A 20,550-nucleotide genomic window follows, 5' to 3' on the forward strand; every position below is an offset into this window, starting at 1 on the left:
GAATGGTCGACGTCGTGCTGCGGTCGTGACCAGCGCCCCGCTGCCGCACGGACGGCCGCCGTCCCGCCCGGCGTCCGCACCCGGCGCACCCGAACTGCCGGACGGTCCGCGGGCCTGGTCGGTCGTGGCAGCGGCCTTCGTCGCGATGTTCACCAGCTTCGGCGTGGCCTACAGCTTCGGCGCGTTCCTGCTCCCGATGAGCGAGGCGCTCGGGTCCGGGCCCGGGGCCACCGCCGCCGTCTTCTCCCTGACCACGATGGCCCTCTTCGGCCTCGGCGCCCTCTCCGGCCCGGCGGTCGACCGGTTCGGGCCCCGGCGGGTGGTGCTCGTCGGAGCCCTCGCGATGGGTCTCGGTCTCGTGCTCACCTCCGCCGCCACGGAGCTGTGGCACGCCGTCCTGGGACACGGGCTCGGCGTCGGGCTCGGGGTGGCCTGCAGCTACGTGCCGCTGGTGGCCGTGGTGGGCGGGTGGTTCACCCGGCGGCGCACCCTCGCGGTCGGCATCGCCGTGTCCGGCATCGGCCTCGGCACGCTGCTGGTCGCCCCGCTGGCCGCCGACCTCATCACCCGCCACGGCTGGCGGGACGCCTACCTCGTCCTCGCGGCCATCAGCACGGTCGCGCTCGTCGGGTGCGCACTGCTCGTCCGCGCCGCCCCCGCAGCCACCGAGGGCGACGCGGTGCCGCTGCTCCCGCGCCTGCGGACCCCGGCGTACGTGCGCCTCTACGTGGGCGGGCTGCTGCTCTCGATCGTGCTGTTCGTCCCGTTCGTGCACCTGCCGGCGTACGCCGCGAGCCGGGGTGCGGGGGAGGTGGCGGCGGCGACGCTGGTCGGGATCATCGGCGCGGCCAGCATCGTGGGCCGGCTGGCTCTCGGCGCCGCCGCCGCGCGTACCGGGGTTCTCCGCACCTACCAGGCCTGCTTCGCCCTGATGGCCGGCAGCTTCCTGCTGTGGCTCGGTGCGCCCGGCTATCCGCGGCTGGTCGTCTTCGCCGCGCTCCTCGGCGTCGGGTACGGCGGATTCGTCGCGCTCGGCCCGGCCCTGGTCGCCGACCTCTTCGGGGTGCGGGGACTCGGTGGGCTGCTCGGCATCCTCTACACCTCCGCGGCGCTGGGGTCCGCGATCGGACCCCCGGCTGCGGGCGGGGTCATCGGCGCCACCGGGGAGTACCTGCCGGTGATCGTGGCGGCCCTGGCGATCGGGACGGTGGCCACCGCCGTGGTGCTCACCGTCCCGACCGCGTCCCCGGTGGACTCGACCCCCTAGCCGACGGCCCGCGCTCGGGGACGACCCGGAGCGTCGGCGTCCGCCGTCCGGTTCAGCCCAGGGCGCGCCGGTACTCCAGCAGGCGGGCCGGGGACGGGTCGGGATCGGGACGGCGCCGGGGGACCGGCGGGGGAAGGGTCCCGGTCACCGCCCGCACGGCCAGGTGGGCGGCACCCAGCGCCGTCGCCTCGTCCGCGTCGACGAATGCGGCGGCGCCCTCCCCGACCGCCGTGCGGATCTCCCGCCAGGCCGCCGACTCCGTCGGCCTGCCGGCCAGCAGGCGCTGGACGACGGCGCGACCGGCGGTTCGGCTGAGGTCGCGGGTGAGATCCCGGGACGCCACCGCGGTGGTCTCCATGAGGGCGCGCAGGAGCGTCGCGGCGGTGACCTCCAGCGGCACGCCGGTGAGGGACAGCCGGCGGTCGGCGGAGATCTCCCCGCGGACGCCGCGGCTGCCGACCGGCTCGTGGCCGAGCAGGTCGTCCAGCGGCGTGGCCGGGTCCAGGCCCAGCAGCCGGGTCCAGGACAGGTACAGCCCTCCGGAGGGGAGCGCGGCGTGCAGGTAGAACAGCCCGTCGGCGACGAAGCAGCCGACCTCGCTGCCGGCCGTCGCCGCGGGGTCGAGCGAGTCGGTGACCAGCAGGTGGGCCTCGGAGGTCCCGGCCGAGACGAAGAGGTCGCCGGGGGAGCGGGCCCCCGCGGCCAGGGCGCCGCAGAAGTGGTCGTGCCCGCCGGTCACCAGGGGCACGCCGGGTGCGACGCCCCACTGCTCCGCCGCCTCGGCGCCCAGCTCACCGATCACCGTTCCCGACGGCACCAACCGGGGCAGGGCCAGCCCGCCCATCCCGACCACGTCCAGCCCGTCGGGGCGCCACGAGCGGGTGGGCGCGTCGAACAACCCGGTGCGGGATGCGTGCGAGTGGTCCATCACCAGGTCGCCGGGGCCCAGGGAGGACAGCAGCCAGCTGCCCAGATCGGTCAGGGTCACGGCGGACCGCGCCTGGTCCGGGCGGGCACGCGACCACCAGGCGAGCGTGTGCACGGTGTACTCCGGATGCCGGAGCCCGGTGACCGGAGCGCGCCGGTCCAGTTCGGCGGCGTGCTCGCGGGCGGGGGCGTGCCCGACGCCGGAGAACCAGGTCGGCACGTCCCCGACCGGCCGCCCGGCGGCGTCGAGCAGCACCGCCTCCTCGCCGACCGACGTCACGGCGATGCCGCCCAGCGCGGCGCGCGCCTCGGCACCGGCCTCGGCGAGGGCACGCCGGGCCGCGTCGACCGCCACGTCGCGGATCGCCTGCGGGGAGTGGACGGTGACGCCTCCGACGACCCCCTGGGGGGTGGGGGCGGCGGCCGTGGCGAGGACGCCGACGCCGTCCGGTGCGAGCAGCACCGCCTTGGTGCGGGTCGTGCCGACGTCGATCCCGAGGAAGGTCGCGCTCATCCGCGGATCCCCGGGACGGCGCTGGCGACGGCGTGCGCCCGCAGCTCGGCGACCTCGTCGGGCCCGCTGAGGTCGGGCTCGAGCCGGGCCGCGTTCGCGGCCCCCGCGGCTGCTCCGGTGCGCAGCGCCGACGCGCGGTCGTCCCCGCGTGCCAGGGACGTGACGAAGCCGGCCAGCATCATGTCCCCGGAGCCCGTGGCGTTGACCACCGGCACGGACGGGCTCGCCACGTCCCATCCCTCGGTGGCCGAACGGTAGGACAGGCCCGCGGCGCCACGGGTGACGACGACAGCCCCGACCCCGGCGTCCAGGACCCGCCCCATCAGGGTGGGCAGCTCAGCGACCTCGCCGGGCCCGGTGAGGCCGGCGTCGGCCCGCAGCTCGTCCTCGTTGACCTTCAGCACGTCGGGGCCCGACCGGACGGCCAGGGCCAGACCCGGCCCCGAGGTGTCGACGACGGAAAGGACCCCGCGACCGCGCAGTGCGGTGACGCACCGCGCGTACAGGTCGGCCGGGGCGCCACGCGGCAGGCTGCCGGTGCAGACCACCAGATCCCCCGGCCGTACCGCGTCCAGCAGCCCCTCCACCAGCGCATCCACCTCGTCGGGGCGCACCTCGGGGCCCGGCTCGTTGATGACGGTGGAGGCGCCGGTGGCGCTGTCCACGAGCACCGTGCTGACCCGGGTCTCCCCGTCGATGGGGACGTGCCGGTCCTCGATGCCGAGCTCCCGGCAGCCGGCCGAGATCTGCGCGCCCACCGACCCGCCGACGAAGCCGTGCACCGTCGCCCGGCCGCCCAGTCGCACCACGCCGCGGGCGACGATCATGCCCTTGCCGCCCGGCCGGCTGACGACCTCCGTGGCGCGGTTCACCTCGCCGATCAGGAGCCGGGGGACCACCTGCAGCCGGTCCTGCGCAGGGTTCGGGCTGACGACGTGGACCGTCGGGCCGGTGGGACGTTCGTGCACGAGTCCTCCTGGACGAGTCGGGGGTGAGCACGGTGGGCAGCGGAACGGGCTGTGGAGGAGCGGCTGCTACGTTCGCCGCCGGGCTGAGGGCGCTGGTCGTGGGGGAGCGACACCCCGGGACCGCGCGGGCCCGTCCCGCCACCCCTGGGCACGCCCGGACGCTGCCGGGGGGACGACCGACCCGAGGAGCTCTCCGTGCCACGCGCAGCACTGACCGACGTCCTGTCCACGGCCGCGCACGGCCGCAGCGGCCTCGGCGCCTTCAACGTCATCCAGGTAGAGCACGCCGAGGCCATCGTGGCCGGTGCGGAGGCGGCCGGCCGGCCCACGGTGCTGCAGCTGAGCGAGAACGCGGTGCGGTACCACGGGGCGCTCGCACCGGTCGGCAGCGCCATGCTCGCCATCGCCGACGCGGCCGCGGTCCCGGTCGTGGTGCACCTGGACCACGCGACCGACCTCGAGCTGGTGGCGCAGGCCCTGGCGCTGGGATTCACGTCGGTGATGTTCGACGGCTCGACGCTGCCGGTCGAGGAGAACCTCGCCACCACCCGAGGTGTCGTCGAACGGGCGCACGGCCGCGGCGTCTCGGTGGAGGCCGAGATCGGCGAGATCGGGGGCAAGGACGGCGTCCACGCGCCCGGCGTGCGCACCCGGCCGGAGGATGCCGCCCGGTTCGTCGAGGCGACCGGGATCGACGCGGTCGCGGTGGCGGTGGGCAGCTCGCACGCCATGACGACGCGCACCGCGCAGCTCGACCTGGACCTGATCACCGCCATCCGGTCCGCCGTGCCGGTGCCGCTGGTGCTGCACGGCTCCTCCGGCGTTCCGGACGACCACCTGCGGGAGGCCGTCGCGGCGGGGATGACGAAGATCAACATCTCCACGCACCTGAACGGGACGTTCACCCGGGCGGTCCGCGAGGCCCTCGCCGCCGACCCCTCGCTCGTCGACCCCCGGAAGTACCTCGGGGCCGCCCGGACGGCGACCGCGCGGGAGGTCGAGCGGCTGGTCCGCCTCCTCGCGGAGTGACCGGTCAGGGCTCGCCCAGTTCCGAACGGAGGGCGGCGGCGAGCACGGGGGCCAGCGGGAGCTGGGGGAGCAGCGTGGCCTGGTAGGCGTGGTAGACGTCCGGCTTGCCCGACCAGACGGCCTCCGCGTCCCCCACGGGCAGCTCGTGCACCCAGCTGCCGCGCTCCCGATCGATGAAGCGGGTCGCGGCCTCGTCCCAGAACGTGCGGTACCAGCGCTCGTACTGCGCGTCGCCGGTGCGCTGGACCAGCGCGGCTGCCGCGCCGATGGCCTCGGTGAGGACCCAGTGCAGCCGGGAGGCCACGACCGGTCGGTCCGCCCAGTCCAGTGTGTAGACGAAGCCGGGCTCGCCGTCGGCCGCCCAGCCGACCTCGACGGCGGCGTCGAACAGGCTGCGGGCGTCGGGCAGCAGCCAGTCGGGGGCGTCGGCACCCAGGGCCGCCTCCAGGTGGAGCAGCAACCGGGACCACTCCAGCCAGTGGCCGGGGGTGGAGCCGTAGGGGCGGAACTTGTCGTTCCTGCGGTCGGTGTTGTAGTCGGGGAGCGGCTGCCACTGGGGGTCGAAGTGCTCGGGCAGCCGCCAGCCGTTCTCCCGGGCCGCCGTGTGCACGAGCCCCTCGGCGATGCTGAGGGCTCGCGCGAGCCACCGGTCGTCGCCGGTGACGGCCGCCGCGGTGAGGAAGGCCTCGACCGTGTGCATGTTGCTGTTCGCGCCGCGGTAGGCCTCGGGTTGCGACCAGGTCCGGTCCCAGCTCTCCATGCCCCGGCCCTCCTCGGCCGACCAGAAGTGCTGCTCGACCACCGAGAGCGCCTCCTGCAGCAGGTCTGCGGCGCCCGGCCGACCGGCGGCGGTGGCGCTGGCGGCGGCCAGGACGACGAAGGCGTGGTCGTAGGCGGACTTGTCCGTGGCCGCGGGTGCCCCGTCGGCGGCCAGCGACGAGTACCAGCCGCCGTGCTCGGCGTCCCGGAAGGGGCCGGTCAGCGCGGCCAGCCCGGCGTCGACGAGCACGGCGGCGCCGGGGCGCCCGCGCAGGCAGGCGAGGGCGAAGACGTGCGTCATCCGGGCGGTGATCCACAGCTGCGGCGGCTGCGTGGGGTCGGGGCGGCCGTCGTCGTCGAGCCAGGCGAACCCGGTCACGGCGCCGCCGGCGGCGGCCTCGGCGAAGGTGAGCAGCCGGTCCCCCTCGCCGTCCAGCCAGGCGCGGTGGGCCGGCAGGGAGGTCCAGGAGCCTGACTGCGGGGAGTCACCGGAGATCGTCATGCGTCCTCCTCGGGATCGGCCGTCTCGGCCGGGCTGGAGCGATCGGTCGAGCGACACTAGCCCTCCGCGTCGGCTGGGTTTCGACTAGATATCGACGGCTTGACATCGATGACAAAGCGGTTGTTGCATGTCCCGGGTCACTCGCTGACCGATTCTCGACTCGCAAAGGTGCGTGCCGTGCCAGTTCCCGTTCCGGCTCCGCCCCCTCTGGGGACGGTCCTGACGGGTGCACGCCGGGGTGGCGGTCGTGCCTGATCGCGTCACGCTGCGTGATGTCGCGCGCATCGCGGCGGTCAGCGCGAAGACGGTCTCCCGGGTGGTGAACGGGGACGCCCACGTCACGCCCGCTACGCGGGCCCGGGTCGAGCAGGCGATCGCCGACCTGGGCTTCCAGCCCAACCTGGTGGCCCGGTCGTTGCGCGTGGGCCGCACCGACGTGGTCGGACTGGTCGTCGAGAGCCTCGCCGACCCGTTCTTCGCCCGGCTCACCAGCGCTGTCGAGCAGGCGGCCCACGAGCGGGGCCTGGCGGTGATGGTCTCCAGCGTCGGCAACCAGGAGCCGGAGCGGGAGTCGGTGATCGTGGAGAGCCTGCTCGTCCGCCAGGTCGCCGGCCTCATCGTCGCCCCGATGGCGCAGAGCCACGCCTACCTCGCCGGGACGGGCCGGCGGACGCCGATCGTGTTCGTGGACCGGCTCCCGGAGGGGCTGGTCAGCGACGCCGTCCTGGTCGACGACCTCGCCGCCGGGGAGATGGCGACCCGCCACCTGCTCGACACCGGCCACCGCCGGGTCGCCTTCCTGGGGTCCGAGCTGCGCAACCCGACGACCCGGCTGCGGCTGGCCGGCTACCGCCGGGCGCTGGCCGCGCGCGGGCTGGCCGACGACGAGGCGCTCGTCGCCGTGGGTGCCGGATCGGCCCGAGAGGCCCGCACGGCGGCCGAGCGGCTGCTCGCCGGCCCGCAGCCACCCACGGCGATCTTCTCCTCCAACATGCGTTGCTCCCTGGGGCTGGTGCCGCTGCTGCACGGCCGCGGGCGCACCGACGTAGCGGTCGTCAGCTTCGACGACTTCCCGATGGCCGATTCGCTGGTACCGGCGATCACGGTGATCGACCACGACCCCGAGGTCATCGGCCGTGCCGCGGCGGAGCGGCTCTTCGCCCGGCTCGACGACCTCGATGCCCCGGCGGAGACGGTCACGGTGCCGGTGCGCCTGGTGCCGCGCGGCTCCGGCGAGCTGCCGCCGCGGGCGGGCCCGGCGCGGCGTCGGCCGCACGACCATGACCTCGCCCTGGGCCAGGGCAGGGAGCAGGACTGGGCACACAACGGAGCAGGAGGGAGGACGTCGACCATGACGTCGCCACACGCACAGGAGAGGGCGCGATGACCCCCGCCCTCGAGGCCCGGGGCCTCCGGCGGGAGTTCGGGCACGTCCGTGCCCTGGACGGCGCCGACTTCGACATCGACCCCGGCGAGGTGGTCGCCCTCATCGGCGACAACGGCGCCGGGAAGAGCACCCTGGTCAAGGCGCTGTCCGGATCGCTCGCGGTCGACTCGGGCGAGCTGTACAGCGACGGGAAGCGGGTCACGATCGACACCCCGGCCGATGCCCGCGCGCTGGGCATCGAGACGGTCTACCAGGACCTCGCACTCGCCCCGCACCTCGACCCGGTGCAGAACATGTACCTGGGCCGGGAGGTCATGCGGTCCGGCCTGCTGGGGCGGCTGGGCTTCATGGACCACGCCGAGATGAAGGAGAAGACCCAGCGGGCGTTCGCCGACCTCGGGGCGACGGTGCGCGACTTCTCCGCGCCCGTCGGCGCGATGTCCGGGGGGCAGCGGCAGCAGATCGCCGTCGCGCGCGCCGCCGCGTGGGCCAGCCGGGTGATCTTCCTCGACGAGCCCACCGCTGCCCTCGGCGTCGTGCAGACCCGCAACGTGCTCGACCTGATCCGGCGGGTGCGCGACCGCGGCATCGCCGTCGTCCTCATCAGCCACTCGATGCCCCATGTGATCGAGGTGGCCGACCGCATCCAGGTGCTGCGACTCGGTCGCCGGGTGGCGACCTACGACGCCAAGAAGACCTCGATGGAGGAACTGGTGGGGGCCATGACCGGCGCGATCAGCCAGGAGGCGGCATGACCACCGCGACGGAGCCGGAGCAGGACGCCGCACCCGCCGACGAGGAACGGCCGAAGACCCCGCTGCAGCGCCTCGTGGGCGCCCAGGCGTTCCAGATCCTCGGCGTGCTTCTCATCCTCATCGTGCTGTTCAGCATCGCCGAGCCCGACGCGTTCCTGTCGGTGAACAACTTCCGCAACGTCGTCGTCAACGTCTCGATCCTGGCGATCATCGGCGTCGGGATGACGTTCATCATCATCACCGGGGGCATCGACCTGTCCGTCGGCAGCGTGCTCGTCTTCAGCGGGGTGGTCGCGGCCAAGGTCATGGAGGCGCTGGGCGGGCAGGGCGTCGGCGTGTCGATCATCGGTGCCCTGGCCGCCTGTGCCTCGGGCACGCTGTGGGGCCTGTTCAACGGCGTGGTCGTCGCCCGCCTGAAGGTGCCGCCGCTCATCGTCACCCTCGGAACCCTGGGCATGGCGCTGGGCGCCGCGCAGATCCTCACCGGCGGCATCGACCTGCGTGGCGCCCCCACGGTGCTGACCGACACGATCGGGTTCGGGCGGCTGTTCGGCCAGATCCCCTACCTGTCGCTCATCGCGCTGTTCGTCATCGTCGTCGGCGCGGTGATCCTGCACCGCACCCGGTTCGGCCGCTACACCTACGCCGTCGGCTCCAACGACGAGGCCGCGCGACGGGTCGGCGTGAAGGCCGACCGGCATCTGATCCTCGTCTACACGCTGGCCGGCTTCTGCGCCGGCCTGGCCGGGATCCTGAACCTCGCCTTCTTCTCGTCGACCACGATCGCCGGGCAGTCGAACACCGCGCTCAACGTCATCGCCGGTGTCGTCATCGGCGGCACGAGCCTCTTCGGCGGGATCGGCACGATCGCCGGCACGGTGATCGGCCTCTTCATCCCCGCCGTCCTGCAGAACGGCTTCGTGATCATGGGCGTCCAGCCCTTCTGGCAGCAGGTCGTCGTCGGTGCGTTCCTCATCGCCGCGGTCTACGTCGACCAGGTCCGCCGCGCCGCCGCTAGCCGCGGAGCGAGCAGTCGCACGTCCTTGCTCTCCCGGTTCTCCCGCCCCCAAGGGGCCCGTCGAAAGGAAGCACAGTGAACAGAAGCATCACTGCCAGGATCGCCGCCATCTCGGCACTGGCCCTCGGCCTCGCCGCCTGCGGTGGTGACGACGCCGGGGACGGCGGCGCGGGCGGGGGCGGCGGCGGGGGTGGGTCGGACGCCTACGAGATCGCCTTCGTCCAGGGCGTCGCGGGCGACGAGTTCTACATCACCATGGAGTGCGGGATCCAGGAGGCGGCCGAGGAGCTCGGCGTCGAGGTCACCACCCAGGGCCCCCAGCAGTTCGACCCCGCGCTGCAGACCCCGATCGTCGACAGCGTCGTGGCCAGCGCGCCGGACGGGCTGCTCATCGCCCCGACCGACGTGACCGCGATGTACCGCCCGATCCAGGCGGCCGCGGATGCCGGGATCACCGTCGGCCTGGTCGACACGACCCTGGAGGACCCGTCCATGGCGGTCACCCAGGTCGCCTCGGACAACCTGGGTGGCGGGGCCGCGGCGTTCCAGGCGATCCAGGAGGCCAACCCCGACGGCGGCAAGGTCCTCGTCGTCGGGCACGAGCCCGGGATCAGCACCAACGAGCTGCGGATCCAGGGCTTCCTCGAGGCCCTGGCCGAGGACCCGAAGTTCACCGCCCTGCCCACGCAGTACGCGGAGAACCAGGTCGCCGAGGGTGCCCGCATCGTCACCTCGACGCTGCAGGCGCACCCGGACCTGGTCGGGATCTTCGGCACGAACCTGTTCGCGGCGGAGGGCGCCGCGACGGGGCTGCGCCAGGCCAATGCCGCGGAGCAGGTGACCGTCGTCGGGTTCGACGCCGGCCCGGCCCAGGTGGAGGCGCTGGAGAACGGCACCGTGCAGGCCCTCGTCGCCCAGCAGCCGGCCGACATCGGCCGGCAGGGCCTCGAGCAGGTCGTCGCTTCGCTGAACGGTGAGGAGCCCGAGGCCGAGATCCAGACCGGGTTCACGATCCTCACGCAGGAGAACCTGGCCGACAACCAGGACGCGGTGTACCGCTCCGACTGCTGATCCACCGGCGACGCACGGCGCCCCGTCCCTCTCGCGAGGGGCGGGGCGTCGTGCGTCCGTGCCCGGGTTCAGCCGGCGACGTCGTCCCAGGCGTCCTCGGGGACGTCGAGGTGCACCACGAGGTCGGCGCGCGACCGCGACGTCTCGACGATGCGGCCGTTGCGCCCGTCGACGGAGCGCACCCAGTCCTCGGCCGCCTGTGGCTCGTGGCCGTAGGACCGCCGCCGACGGAGCAGGCGCCGCTCCCGCACGTCGGGTGGGACGTCGAGGTACCAGACCTCGTCCAGGCAGGCGCGCACCGCCGACCAGCCGTGCTCCTCCAGGAGCAGGTAGTTCCCCTCGGTGAGGACGAGGGGAGTGGCCGGGTCGACCGGGACGGCGCTGCCGATCGGCTCCTCGAGGGCGCGGTCGAACAGCGGTGCGTAGACCGGCGCGGCGGGCGGCGTCCGCAACCGGCGGAGCAGGGCGACGTAGCCGTCGACGTCGAAGGTGTCCGGCGCGCCCTTGCGGTCGCCGCGGCCGAGCCGCCCGAGTTCCACGTTGGCGTAGTGGAACCCGTCCATCCCGACGAGGGCCGCCCGCGCACCGAGCGAGTCGAGCAGGGCCGCGCACAGCGTCGACTTGCCCGCCCCGGGGGCGCCGGTGATGCCGAGGATGCGCCGGGTGCCGGCAACCGCCAGGGCAGCGGCCCGGTCGACCAGCTGCTGCACCGTCGCGCGGACGACCGGCGGGGGGCCCGCGCCGGGGAGAGCCTGCTCCTGCACCGTCCACGTCCTCTCGGTCCGGCTGCCGGCTACGGCGCGGGGTGGGCGCAGTCGGGCCACCGAGGACCGTAGAGAGGCCCGACCCGGCCGTCAACGCGGACGACGGATCCTCATGTCACCGGTGACATGGCGGTCGGCGTGTGGTTGCATCGGCACGCGGACCGGCGCTCGCGCGGCGGTGCACGACCGCGCCGCCACCTGCTGAGGAGATGCGCCCCCATGACCGACTTCGACGGCCGCACCGTGCTGGTCACCGGAGCCACCGGCGGCATCGGTGGAGCCACCGTCCGCCAACTGCTGGCCGCCGGCGCCGACGTCATCGCCAGCGGTCGTTCGATCGAGACCCTGGAGGAGCTCGCCGCCGGGACCGGTGCCCGCCCGCTCGCGTTCGACCTCACCTCCGAGGAGAGCGTCCGCTCGGCGCTCGAGGGGCTGGACCTGTGGGGCGTGGTGAACTGCGGCGGTTTCGGCGGTGAGATCGCGACGCCGATGGAGACCGACATCGACGTCTTCGACAAGGTCATCAGCATCAACGCCCGGGGCGCGCTGCTGGTGACGAAGTACGCCTCCGCCTCGATGATCCGGCTGGGCCGGGGCGGTGCCATCGTCAACGTCTCCAGCCAGGCCGGCCTGGTGGCCCTGGCCGGCCACATCTCCTACGGCTCATCGAAGGCGGCGCTGGACAACATCACCCGCGTCTCGGCGCTCGAGCTCGGCAGGCACGGGATCCGGGTGAACAGTGTGAACCCGACCGTCGTGATGACCGAGATGTCGGCGTGGTACTGGGGCCGGCCCGACATCGAGGGGCCGTTCCTCGACCAGATGCCGCTCGGGCGGTGGGCGACCGAGGACGAGATCGCCGCGCCGATCGTCTTCCTGCTGAGCGACGCCGCCTCGATGATCACCGGGGTGTCGCTGCCCATCGACGGCGGCTACACCGCCCGCTGATCGTGGGTGCCCGGGCGGGTCGGCGGCGGACCGCAGCGCGATGACGACGATGCGGGACGTCGCGGCCCTCGCCGAGGTCAGCGCCAAGACGGTCTCCCGGGTCTTCAACGACGACCCGCACGTGCTGCCGGAGACCAGGGCCCGCGTGGCCGCTGCGCTGCGCGAGCTGGGCTACGTCCCCAACTCCCTGGCCCAGACCTTCCGCACCGGCCGCCCGCCGGTGGTGGGGGTGGCGGTCCCCGACCTGGCCGACCCCTTCTTCGCCGTCCTGGCCAAGGCGGTGGAGGAGGTCGCCGCGCGTGCCGACATGGCCGTCCTGGTGAGCAGCATCGGGTACGACCCGCGACGCGAGGCCGGGGCGCTGGACTCGTTGCTGCGCCGGTCGCTCAGCGGACTGGTGGTGGCGCCGACGTCCCAGGACCACGGTCACCTCGCTGCCTGGGCCGGCCGGCTCCCGGTCGTCTTCGTCGACCGCCCGCCCCGGGGACTGGCCGCCGACGCCTTCACCGGGGACGACCACGCGGGCGGGCGGCTCGCCACCGAGCACCTGATCGCCCACGGGCACCGGGAGATCGCGTTCGTCGGGGACAGCCCGGCGATGACCACCACCGTCGAGCGCCTCGCCGGCCACCGGTCGGCACTGGCGGAGGCGGGGCTGCAGCCGAGCGACGAGCTGCTCGCGTTCGGTGCCGGGAACCCGGAGAGTGCGCAGCAGGTGGTCAACCGGCTCCGTTCGGCCGCCCGGCCACCGACGGCGCTGATCACCGGCGATGCCCGGACGACGATGACCCTCGTCCCCGCGTTGGCCGGCAGCAGCGTGGCCCTCGTCGGCTTCGGTGACTTCCCGATGGCGCACATGCTCTCGCCGGCGTTGACGGTCATCGACCAGGACCCGGCCGCGCTCGGGCGGCTGGCCGCCGAGCGCGTGGTCGAGCGGCTCGGGGCGCCCCAGCGCCGGTTCCGCCGGCACACCGTCCTCCCGGTCCGCCTCGTGCGGCGCCGGTCGTGCTGGTCGCCGGCGGACGCGGCGACCCTGTTCCCGTCCTCGTGCCCGCAGCCGGACACCGGGCCCTGTTCCGCCGACCCCGCACCACCGCTCGCAGAGGAGCTCCCGCCGTGACCGCCACCCCGTTGAGCCGGACGACCCTGGCCGCACTGCCCGAGGTGGTGCGGCGGCCGGCCTACGACCGCGCCGCGGCCGGCAGCGGCGTCGTCCACCTGGGCGTCGGCGCGTTCCACCGGTCGCACCAGGCGGTCTACTTCGACCGGTTGCTGGCGCTCGGGCACGCGGAGTGGGGGATCACCGGCGTCGGGGTGCTCGCCGCCGACCGGCCGCTGCACACGGCGCTCCGGGCCCAGGACGGGCTCTACACGGTGGTGCTGAAGGCGGCGGACGGGTCGATCGAGCCGACCGTGGTCGGTTCGCTGCTGGAGCTCCTGCTGCTGGACGACGATCCGGATGCGGTGCTGGCGGCGATGGCTGCGCCGGAGACCCGGCTGGTCTCCATGACCATCACCGAGGGCGGCTACAGCACCGACAAGTCCACCGGCCTCTTCCGGCTCGACGACGCGCTGGCCGCCGACCTCGCGGCTCCACGCCCCCGGACCGCTTTCGGCCTGCTCGCCGAGGCGCTGCGCCGGCGGCGCGCGGCCGGGACGCCACCGTTCACCGTGGTCTCCTGCGACAACGTGGAGGGCAACGGCGACCTCACGCGCCAGACGCTGCTGGAGTTCACCCGGCTGCAGGAGGAGCACACCGGTGACGGGCTGGCCGACTGGATCGCCGCCTCCGTCGCCTTCCCGAACTCGATGGTCGACCGGATCACCCCGGCCACGACCGACGAGGACCGGCGGCGGCTGACGGCCGAGACCGGGGTGGCCGACCGGTGGCCGGTGGTGGCCGAGCCGTACCTCCAGTGGGTGCTGGAGGACCGGTTCAGCGACACCCGCCCGCCGCTGGAGGAGGTCGGCGTCCAGCTGGTGGCGGACGTGCGCCCCTACGAGCTGATGAAGCTCCGGCTGCTCAACGCCAGTCACCAGGTGCTGTCCTACCTGGGCTACCTGGCCGGGTACCGCCGGGTCGACGAGGTGATGGCCGATCCGCTGTTCGCCGACCTGGTCGAGCGGTACATGCGGCTCGAGGCCACGCCGACTCTTCCGCCGGTGCCGGACACCGACCTCGCGGAGTACCGGCGCACCCTGCTCGAGCGGTTCGCGAACCCCGCGGTCAGCGACACCCTGGCCCGCAACTGCGCGGAGGGGTCTGAGCGGATCGCCACGTTCGTGCTGCCGGTGATCCGCGAGCAGCTCGCCGCCGGTGGCCCGGTCGACCTGGCGGTGCTCGCCGTGGCCGCATGGGCCCGGTACGCCGGAGGGGTCGACGAGAACGGCGACCCGATCGCCGTGGTGGACGCCCGCTCGGAGCGGCTGGCCCCGCTGCTGCCCCCGCGGCACGAGGACCCGATGGCCGTCCTCGCGGTGCGGGAGGTCTTCGGTGATCTCGCCGAGGACGAGGGATTCCGGCGCTCCTACTCGCGGGCGGCGGAGCTGCTGGACCGGTTCGGGGCACGGGGGGCGACGGCACGCATCATCGGCTCGTGACCGTCACGACGGCGGAGCGGTTCCGGCGTCGGCCGGGGGAGGGGCCTGGGACGGCTGGTCGTCGCGATCTGGGGTGCGGCCGGCCTGCTGCTGAACCTGCTCGTCGACCGGTGGGTGGCGAGCCGTCCCGACCCGGCGGTCACCATCGGTGTCGATGGCCGACCCCTCGTGGCCGGCGGCGACGAACGGGACCCGGCAGCGGACGACGCGGAGCGGTTCAGGCCCGTCGGCGCGCACTGAGATCGGGCCTGCCGGCCGGGTCCCACGGTCGACGCCGTGCGGCCCGGCCGGCGGGGGTCAGACCGCGACGCTGGTGCCGCAGACGCCGCAGACCTCGAGCTGCCGGCGCTTCCAGCGGGCGACCGGCACGAAGAACAGCGAGAACTGCTTGAACTGCCGGATGCGGGCCCACTGCGTGGTGTTGTGGCAGTTCGGGCAGGTCCGCGTCTCGCCGGGTCCGAGGTGCTGCTGCTTGGTGCCGAAACCGAAGAGGAAGAACATCACGCCAGCGTAGGGAGCGGGCCTGCCCGCCGCGCGGGCGTCGCCGGGCTCACCGGTCGACGGGCGCCTCGTCCTGCGCCAGGTCCGCGTGCTGCTGGCGGAGTTCGCGCTTGAGGATCTTGCCGCTCGGGTTCTTGGGCAGGGCGTCGGCGATCACGACGTACTTGGGCCGCTTGTAGCCGGCGAGCTTCTCCCGGCAGTGGGCGTCGACCTGCTCGGCGGTGAGTGCGCTGCCGGGCTTGGGGACGACGACGGCGGTGACGGCCTCGATCCAGTGCGGGTGGCTGATGCCGAAGACGGCGACCTCTGCGATGCCGTCGAGCTCGTAGACGGCCTCCTCGATCTCCCGGCTGGCGACGTTCTCCCCGCCGGTCTTGATCATGTCCTTCTTGCGGTCGACGACCGAGAGGTAGCCGTCGGCGGTCATGACCCCGAGGTCGCCGGAGTGGAACCAGCCCCCGGCGAAGGCGGCGGCGGTCTTCTCCTCGTCGCCGTAGTAGCCCAGGGTGGCGTGCGGGCTGCGGTGCACGATCTCCCCGACGGTGCCGGCCGGGACGGGGTGGCCGTCGTCGTCCACCAGCATCGTCTCGACGTTCAGCGCTGCCCGGCCGGCGGAGCCGGCCCGTTCCAGCTGCTCGTGCGGCTGCAGGATGGTGGCGACGGGCGCCATCTCGGTCTGGCCGTAGAAGTTCCACAGCTGCACGTCGGGCAGCCGGCGCTGCAGCTCGCGCAGCACCTCGACCGGCATGGCAGAGGCGCCGTAGTAGCCCTTGCGCAGGCTGGACAGGTCGGTGGTGTCGAAGTCGGGGTGCCGGAGCAGGGAGATCCACACCGTCGGCGGGCAGAACAGCTTGGTGACCTGCTCCCGGGCGATCGTGGCCAGCACGGTGGCGGGGTCGGGCGCGGGCAGGATGATGCTGGTCGCGCCGAGGTAGACGTCGACGGAGAAGAAGCAGTCCAGCTGCGCGCAGTGGTACATCGGCAGCGCGTGCACCTCGACGTCGTCGGCGCTCATCCCGCCGTCGATCGCGCAGGTGACGTACTGGGCGATCAGCGACCGCGACGACAGCATGGCGCCCTTGGGCCGGGACTCGGTGCCGGAGGTGTACATCAGCCGCAGCGGGTCGTCGTCGGCGACCGCGACCTCCGGCGCGCTGTCGTCGCCGGTCTGCCACCAGGCGTCGACGTCCTCCCAGCCGGCCGACGGGGACGCCCCGGAGAGACCGATCCAGCCGCGCACCCCGTCCTCCACCCCGGCGGCGGCGAGGGCCTTCTCCGCGGTGGGGGCCAGCGCGTCCTCGGCGACGATCGCGCGCGCACCGGAGTGCCGCAGGATGTAGGCGACCTCGTCGGCCCCGAGCATGAAGTTCACCGGCACCAGCACCACGCCCAGCTTCGCCGTGGCGAAGGCCAGGACGGCGTACTGCCAGCAGTTGTGGCTCAGCAGCGCCAGCCGGTCGCCCTTGCCCAGGCCGCGGTCGGCCAGCGCGTGCGCCGCCCGGTTCACCGCGACGTCGAACTCCGCGTAGCTCACCCGCCGGTCGCCGTCGACGATCGCCAGCTTCTCGGGATGACGGCGGGCCGTGCGGTGCAGCAGATCGCCCACCGAGTGCTGGCGCGCGCGGGCGATGGCGGTGTCTGTCTCCGAGCTGAACGTGGCCTGCATGGCGGTGCTGCCTCCCGGGCTGGCGGTGGGGTTCCGTGGCGCTCCTGGTCTCCCTGGTGATACTCGCCGATGAACCGGCCCGTCGGCGTGCCCGCCGGCCCCGCGTCTCCCGGCCGGTCGGGTTGCGCCGGCGGGGGCTGGGTGCGCCCGCCCCGTGGGAGTCGCGGATGCTGTGGGTGCCGGACAGCATCCCGCGGTGCGGCCCCACCGAGGCGTTGGAGGACCCGTGACGACGGAGGAGCTCGCCGTTCCGGCGGACCAGATCCTGGGCGAGGCCACCCGGATCACCGACCTGCTGATCGACGTGCAGACCCGGGTGAACGGGCAGATCGAGGCCGCCCTGGCCGCGTTGCTCCCGGAGGTACGGCAGCGGGTGGGCGTGGCGGACGCCGCACCCGTCGACCTCACCGGGCTGGTGGACGCGCGGATCACCGGTCTTAGCGTCGTCGTCACCCCCGCCGCCGTGGCCTCCGTCGTCCCGCTGTCCGAGGCGTCGGTCGGCACGACCAGGGCCGCGCGCCGCGCGGTGACCGACGTCCTCGACGGCGCCGACGACCGCCTGGTCGTGATCGCCGGCCCGTGCTCGATCCACGACCCGGCCGCGGCGCTGGAGTACGCCGGCTTCCTCGCCCGCATGCGGGCGCGCCACGGGGACGACCTCGAGATCCTGATGCGCACCTACACCGAGAAGCCGCGGACGGAGGTGGACTGGAAGGGCTTCGCCTACGACCCGTACCTCGACGGCTCCAGCCGGATCAGCGTCGGGCTGGTCGCGACCCGCATGCTGATGTGCCGGATCACCGAGCTGGGCGTGCCGGTGGCCGCGGAACCGCTCAACGCGCTCACGCCGCAGTACGTCGACGGGCTGGTCACCTACAACGGCGTGGGCGCCCGGAACGTCACCGACCAGACCGCGCGGGAGCGGGTGTCGGGCTTCTCGGCGGTCGTCGGCTTCAAGAACTCCCCCGAGGGGAGCATCGACGTCGCCGTCCAGGCGATCATGGCCGCCCGCGCGCCGCACCAGTTCCTCGGCGTCGACGCGCACGGCGTGAGCGCCCAGCTGTCCACGACGGGCAACGCCACCGGGCACGTGATCCTGCGCGGGGACAAGTCCGGTCCCAACTACTCGGCGGCGCACGTCGCCGTCACGAAGCAGAAGCTGGCCGCCCGCGGGCTGCCCGAGGTGGTCGTGGTCGACGCCTCGCACGGCAACAGCCAGAAGGACCACCGGCGCCAGATCGAGGTCGTGCGCGATCTGGCCGGCCAGCTCGCCGGCGGCGAGCGGGCCCTCCGCGGCGTGATGGTCGAGAGCAACCTCGTCGAGGGGCGGCAGGACCTCGACCAGCGCCACCCCGAGCGGCTGGCCTACGGCTGCAGCGTCACCGACGCGTGCGTCGACCTCGGCACCACCGAGGAGATGCTGGCCGAGCTCGCGACCGCGGTCCGGACGCGGCGGGAGGTCGTCGCGCGCACCTGATCGGGATCAGCACGGCGGGCCGGCGGGGCCGCCGCCGAGGGGGGCCAGCAGGTCGATGCCCGCGGCCGCGTCGCCGCTGCTGCGGTTGTCGGCGGTGCCGAGGATGTGCGCGCGGGTGAGCCGCTCCGCCTCGTCCCCGTCTCCCCGGGCGATGGCCGCGCCGATGGCCTGGTGCTGAGCCGCCGAGTCGGCGTGCGCGCGGTAGACCTGGGGCCCCGCGCCCAGCGACCGCCACAGGAACTCCAGCTGGCGCATGAGGACCGGGGAGCCGGCCGCCTGGTAGATCCGGAAGTGGAACTGCCTGTTCAACGCGCCGGCAGCGTCCGGGTCACGGCACTCGGCGAACGCCCGCTCCCGGGCGAGGACCTCGGCGAGGTCGGCGGTGCTGCGGCGCTCGGCCGCCAGCCGGGCGGCGAGCCCCTCCAGGGCGCCGCGGATGAGCACGTTCTCCCAGAGCCGGGACTCCTCGGCCCGGACGACGACCGCCCCACCGTTGCGACGGGAGGCGACGTAGCCGTCGGCCTCCAGTCGCTCCAGGGCCTCGCGGACGGGCGTGGCGCTCACGCCGAGCTCCACGGCGACCATCCGCTGGCGCAGCACGACGCCGGGGGCGAGATCGCCCTTCTCGATCCGCTCCCGCAGGACCTCGGTGACCATGTCGGCCTTGCTCCGCGGTCTCATCGGCTCTCCCACTGACTGGTCGGGCCGCCCCGGCCCGGTCACGCGAGTCTGCCGGAGGCGACGGCCGCGCGCGGCGACCCGGCACGGATGCCGAGGGCCGCGTGCACCGTCGGCATGGTGCGCTCCCGCACGTGGGTAAGCGTGGCCGCCAGGTCCAGCGTGGGGTACGTGCCGTCCCGGTAGACGATCCGGCCGTCGACCATGGTGAGGGCGACGTCCCGGCCGCTGCCGGCGAGCACGAGCGACGCGACGGGATCGGTGACCGGCTGCAGCGCCGGGTTGCCGGCGATCCGCACCCCCGCCAGGTCGGCCAGGTAGCCCGGCTCCAGGCGCCCGATCCGGCCGTCGAGCCCCATGGCCGGCGCACCCGCCTCGGTCGCCATGGCGAAGACGTCGGCGGGCTCCAGTGCGTCGGCCCGCAGCGTCGTCACCCGCTGGAGGAGCAGGGCCGTCTTCATCTCGGCCACCATGTCCTGGGAGTCGTTGCTCGCCGGGCCGTCGGTCGCCACGCTCACCCGCACGCCGGCCCGGCGGAGCGCACCGAGGTCGGCGACCCCGGAGGCCAGCACCATGTTGGAGCCTGGGTTGTGCACCACCATGCTGCCGGTACCGGCCAGGACGGCGACCTCTGCCGGGCTTATCCATACGGCGTGGGCCACCACCGTCCGCTCGTCGAGCAGCCCGATCCGGTCGGCCCAGTCGATCTGCCCCCGGTAGCCGGCGCGCACGGCGGCCTGCTGCTGCCCGCGCGTCTCGGCCAGGTGGACGTAGTACTGGCCGCCGTGCGCGGTGGCCAGCTGCTTGAGCGCGCGCAACGTCTGCGGGTCGCAGGAGAAGAGCCCGGCCGGGCCGACCTCGCCGCGGACCAGGTCGCCGTCCGACCACCGGTCCAGGAACGCCTCGGTGTCCCGCAGCTCGGCCTCCGGCTCGCCGTTCTCCGCCGGGTCGATGGTCGAGGCGGTGCTGCTGGCCCGGGCGACCCGGGCGCGCATCCCGCAGCTCCGGAACGCCTCGGCCTCCGAGTCGGCGTGGAAGCGGGCGAAGTTGGTCAGCTGCGAGACGATGCTCGTCGTCCCGGTCCGGAAGGCCTCGGCCGCGGCCAGCAGCGCCCCGTGGCGGTAGTCCTCGGCGGTGAGCCGGCGGGTGACCGGATAGATCAGTTCCCGCAGCCACGGCTCGAGCGGCTGGTTCCGGCGGATCCCCCGGCAGAGCACCTCGTAGGCGTGGTTGTGGCCGTTGACGAAGCCGGGAACCAGCATCAGCCCGGTGCAGTCGAGGCGCTCGGCCCCGGGATACCGGCGCTCGAGCTCCTCGCTCCGCCCGACGTCCCGGATCTCCCGTCCCTCGATCAGCACCGCGCCGTCCGGTACGGCGGCGGTGCTGCTCTGCAGCACCTGGTCGGCCCGGTGGAGCAACAGCCTGCGCACCTGGGGAACCCCTCCCGATCAGGGCAGCGGGGGCTCCGCGGCCGTGGGCGCCACGCCTCGGCGGGGCGGACGCCGACCCTAGGGCCGCTCTGTTGCGCGGGCGTTTCTGCTGGTCGGCGCGGGGATCGGTGTCCGAACGCCGCCGACCAGGATCCCCTCGTGGATGGCGGTATACCAAATTTACATAGCCGTTACCGAACGCGTCGGCCGCTGTCACGACGGCGCGGTTCCGTCTTCCCTGCCGGGGCGACCAGGCGCCGCGGCGGCACCGCCCGGCGACCGAGGAAC

18 protein-coding genes are annotated in these 20,550 nt (G+C 74.1%); 10 read left to right on the plus strand and 8 right to left on the minus strand.

The window, feature by feature from the left end:
• The first annotated feature begins 25 nt into the window (after positions 1–25).
• Positions 26–1,267 (plus strand): MFS transporter, encoded by a 1,242-nt coding sequence (locus ACI790_RS16645; protein WP_456570899.1) that lies wholly within the window; start codon positions 26–28, stop codon positions 1,265–1,267.
• A gap of 52 nt (positions 1,268–1,319) precedes the next feature.
• Here the strand turns inward: ACI790_RS16645 and ACI790_RS16650 are convergent, their stop codons facing one another.
• Both ACI790_RS16650 and ACI790_RS16655 read right to left on the minus strand, forming a co-directional pair.
• Positions 1,320–2,708, minus strand: coding sequence for an FGGY-family carbohydrate kinase (locus ACI790_RS16650; RefSeq protein WP_456570900.1), 1,389 nt, complete (start codon positions 2,706–2,708; stop codon positions 1,320–1,322).
• A complete protein-coding gene (locus ACI790_RS16655) occupies positions 2,705–3,676 on the minus strand; it encodes a 1-phosphofructokinase family hexose kinase (RefSeq protein WP_456570901.1) in 972 nt (323 codons plus the stop codon). The genes ACI790_RS16650 and ACI790_RS16655 overlap by 4 nt, the downstream gene beginning before the upstream one ends.
• A gap of 195 nt (positions 3,677–3,871) precedes the next feature.
• On the opposite strand from ACI790_RS16655, the gene ACI790_RS16660 reads away from it, so the two are divergent.
• The gene (locus ACI790_RS16660) at positions 3,872–4,705 is read left to right on the plus strand and encodes a class II fructose-bisphosphate aldolase (RefSeq protein ID WP_456570902.1); all 834 of its coding nucleotides are present in this window, start codon (positions 3,872–3,874) and stop codon (positions 4,703–4,705) included.
• Positions 4,706–4,709: 4 nt separating this feature from the next.
• Here the strand turns inward: ACI790_RS16660 and ACI790_RS16665 are convergent, their stop codons facing one another.
• Positions 4,710–5,966, minus strand: a complete 1,257-nt coding sequence (locus ACI790_RS16665; RefSeq protein ID WP_456570903.1) for an AGE family epimerase/isomerase — start codon at positions 5,964–5,966, stop codon at positions 4,710–4,712.
• A 247-nt stretch (positions 5,967–6,213) separates the two neighbouring features.
• On the opposite strand from ACI790_RS16665, the gene ACI790_RS16670 reads away from it, so the two are divergent.
• Genes ACI790_RS16670 through ACI790_RS16685 form a run of 4 tightly spaced genes read left to right on the plus strand, consistent with a single transcriptional unit; the run spans position 6,214 to position 10,197 of the window.
• Positions 6,214–7,353, plus strand: coding sequence for a LacI family DNA-binding transcriptional regulator (locus ACI790_RS16670; RefSeq protein ID WP_456570904.1), 1,140 nt, complete (start codon positions 6,214–6,216; stop codon positions 7,351–7,353).
• Complete coding sequence (locus ACI790_RS16675; protein ID WP_456570905.1) at positions 7,350–8,108, plus strand: ATP-binding cassette domain-containing protein; 759 nt, start codon at positions 7,350–7,352, stop codon at positions 8,106–8,108. The genes ACI790_RS16670 and ACI790_RS16675 overlap by 4 nt, the downstream gene beginning before the upstream one ends.
• The gene (locus ACI790_RS16680; protein ID WP_456570906.1) at positions 8,105–9,205 is read left to right on the plus strand and encodes an ABC transporter permease; all 1,101 of its coding nucleotides are present in this window, start codon (positions 8,105–8,107) and stop codon (positions 9,203–9,205) included. The genes ACI790_RS16675 and ACI790_RS16680 overlap by 4 nt, the downstream gene beginning before the upstream one ends.
• A complete protein-coding gene (locus ACI790_RS16685) occupies positions 9,202–10,197 on the plus strand; it encodes an ABC transporter substrate-binding protein (RefSeq protein ID WP_456570907.1) in 996 nt (331 codons plus the stop codon). Before ACI790_RS16680 ends, ACI790_RS16685 begins: the two co-directional genes overlap by 4 nt.
• Before the next feature lie 68 nt (positions 10,198–10,265).
• Here the strand turns inward: ACI790_RS16685 and ACI790_RS16690 are convergent, their stop codons facing one another.
• Positions 10,266–10,961 carry a nucleoside/nucleotide kinase family protein gene (locus ACI790_RS16690; RefSeq protein WP_456570908.1) on the minus strand — a complete coding sequence of 232 codons (696 nt, stop codon included), beginning with the start codon at positions 10,959–10,961 and terminating at the stop codon, positions 10,266–10,268.
• Positions 10,962–11,180: 219 nt separating this feature from the next.
• Here ACI790_RS16690 and ACI790_RS16695 point away from each other — a divergent pair, with 219 nt between their 5' ends.
• Genes ACI790_RS16695 through ACI790_RS16705 form a run of 3 tightly spaced genes read left to right on the plus strand, consistent with a single transcriptional unit; the run spans position 11,181 to position 14,510 of the window.
• Positions 11,181–11,909 (plus strand): SDR family oxidoreductase, encoded by a 729-nt coding sequence (locus ACI790_RS16695; RefSeq protein ID WP_456570909.1) that lies wholly within the window; start codon positions 11,181–11,183, stop codon positions 11,907–11,909.
• Positions 11,910–11,949: 40 nt separating this feature from the next.
• Entirely contained in the window at positions 11,950–13,029 is a 1,080-nt protein-coding gene (locus ACI790_RS16700) for a LacI family DNA-binding transcriptional regulator (protein ID WP_456570910.1), read from the plus strand.
• Positions 13,026–14,510: a mannitol dehydrogenase family protein gene (locus ACI790_RS16705; RefSeq protein WP_456570911.1), complete on the plus strand. Its 1,485-nt coding sequence runs from the start codon at positions 13,026–13,028 to the stop codon at positions 14,508–14,510. The genes ACI790_RS16700 and ACI790_RS16705 overlap by 4 nt, the downstream gene beginning before the upstream one ends.
• A gap of 297 nt (positions 14,511–14,807) precedes the next feature.
• On the opposite strand, the gene ACI790_RS16710 is transcribed toward ACI790_RS16705, so the two are convergent.
• A complete protein-coding gene (locus tag ACI790_RS16710; RefSeq protein WP_456570912.1) occupies positions 14,808–15,011 on the minus strand; it encodes a zinc-ribbon domain-containing protein in 204 nt (67 codons plus the stop codon).
• 49 nt (positions 15,012–15,060) lie between these two features.
• Positions 15,061–16,677: an acyl-CoA synthetase gene (locus ACI790_RS16715; RefSeq protein ID WP_456570913.1), complete on the minus strand. Its 1,617-nt coding sequence runs from the start codon at positions 16,675–16,677 to the stop codon at positions 15,061–15,063.
• A 226-nt stretch (positions 16,678–16,903) separates the two neighbouring features.
• Here ACI790_RS16715 and ACI790_RS16720 point away from each other — a divergent pair, with 226 nt between their 5' ends.
• A complete protein-coding gene (locus tag ACI790_RS16720) occupies positions 16,904–18,154 on the plus strand; it encodes a 3-deoxy-7-phosphoheptulonate synthase (protein ID WP_456570914.1) in 1,251 nt (416 codons plus the stop codon).
• Between the two features lie 6 nt (positions 18,155–18,160).
• Here ACI790_RS16720 and ACI790_RS16725 read toward each other — a convergent pair whose 3' ends face one another.
• On the minus strand, positions 18,161–18,835 hold the full coding sequence (locus ACI790_RS16725; RefSeq protein WP_456570915.1) for a GntR family transcriptional regulator: 675 nt from the start codon (positions 18,833–18,835) through the stop codon (positions 18,161–18,163).
• A gap of 38 nt (positions 18,836–18,873) precedes the next feature.
• Positions 18,874–20,262: an amidohydrolase family protein gene (locus ACI790_RS16730; RefSeq protein WP_456570916.1), complete on the minus strand. Its 1,389-nt coding sequence runs from the start codon at positions 20,260–20,262 to the stop codon at positions 18,874–18,876.
• Between the last annotated feature and the right edge of the window lie 288 nt (positions 20,263–20,550).

The organism is Blastococcus sp. SYSU DS0539 (genome assembly GCF_054050855.1).

Excerpts from the sequence above, each read along its gene's own strand:
- ACI790_RS16700 (WP_456570910.1), top strand. The coding sequence starts at position 11,950 with ATGACGACGATGCGGGACGTCGCGGCCCTCGCCGAGGTCAGCGCCAAG.
- ACI790_RS16650 (WP_456570900.1), bottom strand. The coding sequence starts at position 2,708 with ATGAGCGCGACCTTCCTCGGGATCGACGTCGGCACGACCCGCACCAAG.
- ACI790_RS16665 (WP_456570903.1), bottom strand. The coding sequence starts at position 5,966 with ATGACGATCTCCGGTGACTCCCCGCAGTCAGGCTCCTGGACCTCCCTG.
- ACI790_RS16715 (WP_456570913.1), bottom strand. The coding sequence starts at position 16,677 with ATGCAGGCCACGTTCAGCTCGGAGACAGACACCGCCATCGCCCGCGCG.
- ACI790_RS16725 (WP_456570915.1), bottom strand. The coding sequence starts at position 18,835 with ATGAGACCGCGGAGCAAGGCCGACATGGTCACCGAGGTCCTGCGGGAG.
- ACI790_RS16710 (WP_456570912.1), bottom strand. The coding sequence starts at position 15,011 with ATGTTCTTCCTCTTCGGTTTCGGCACCAAGCAGCAGCACCTCGGACCC.
- ACI790_RS16675 (WP_456570905.1), top strand. The coding sequence starts at position 7,350 with ATGACCCCCGCCCTCGAGGCCCGGGGCCTCCGGCGGGAGTTCGGGCAC.
- ACI790_RS16680 (WP_456570906.1), top strand. The coding sequence starts at position 8,105 with ATGACCACCGCGACGGAGCCGGAGCAGGACGCCGCACCCGCCGACGAG.
- ACI790_RS16695 (WP_456570909.1), top strand. The coding sequence starts at position 11,181 with ATGACCGACTTCGACGGCCGCACCGTGCTGGTCACCGGAGCCACCGGC.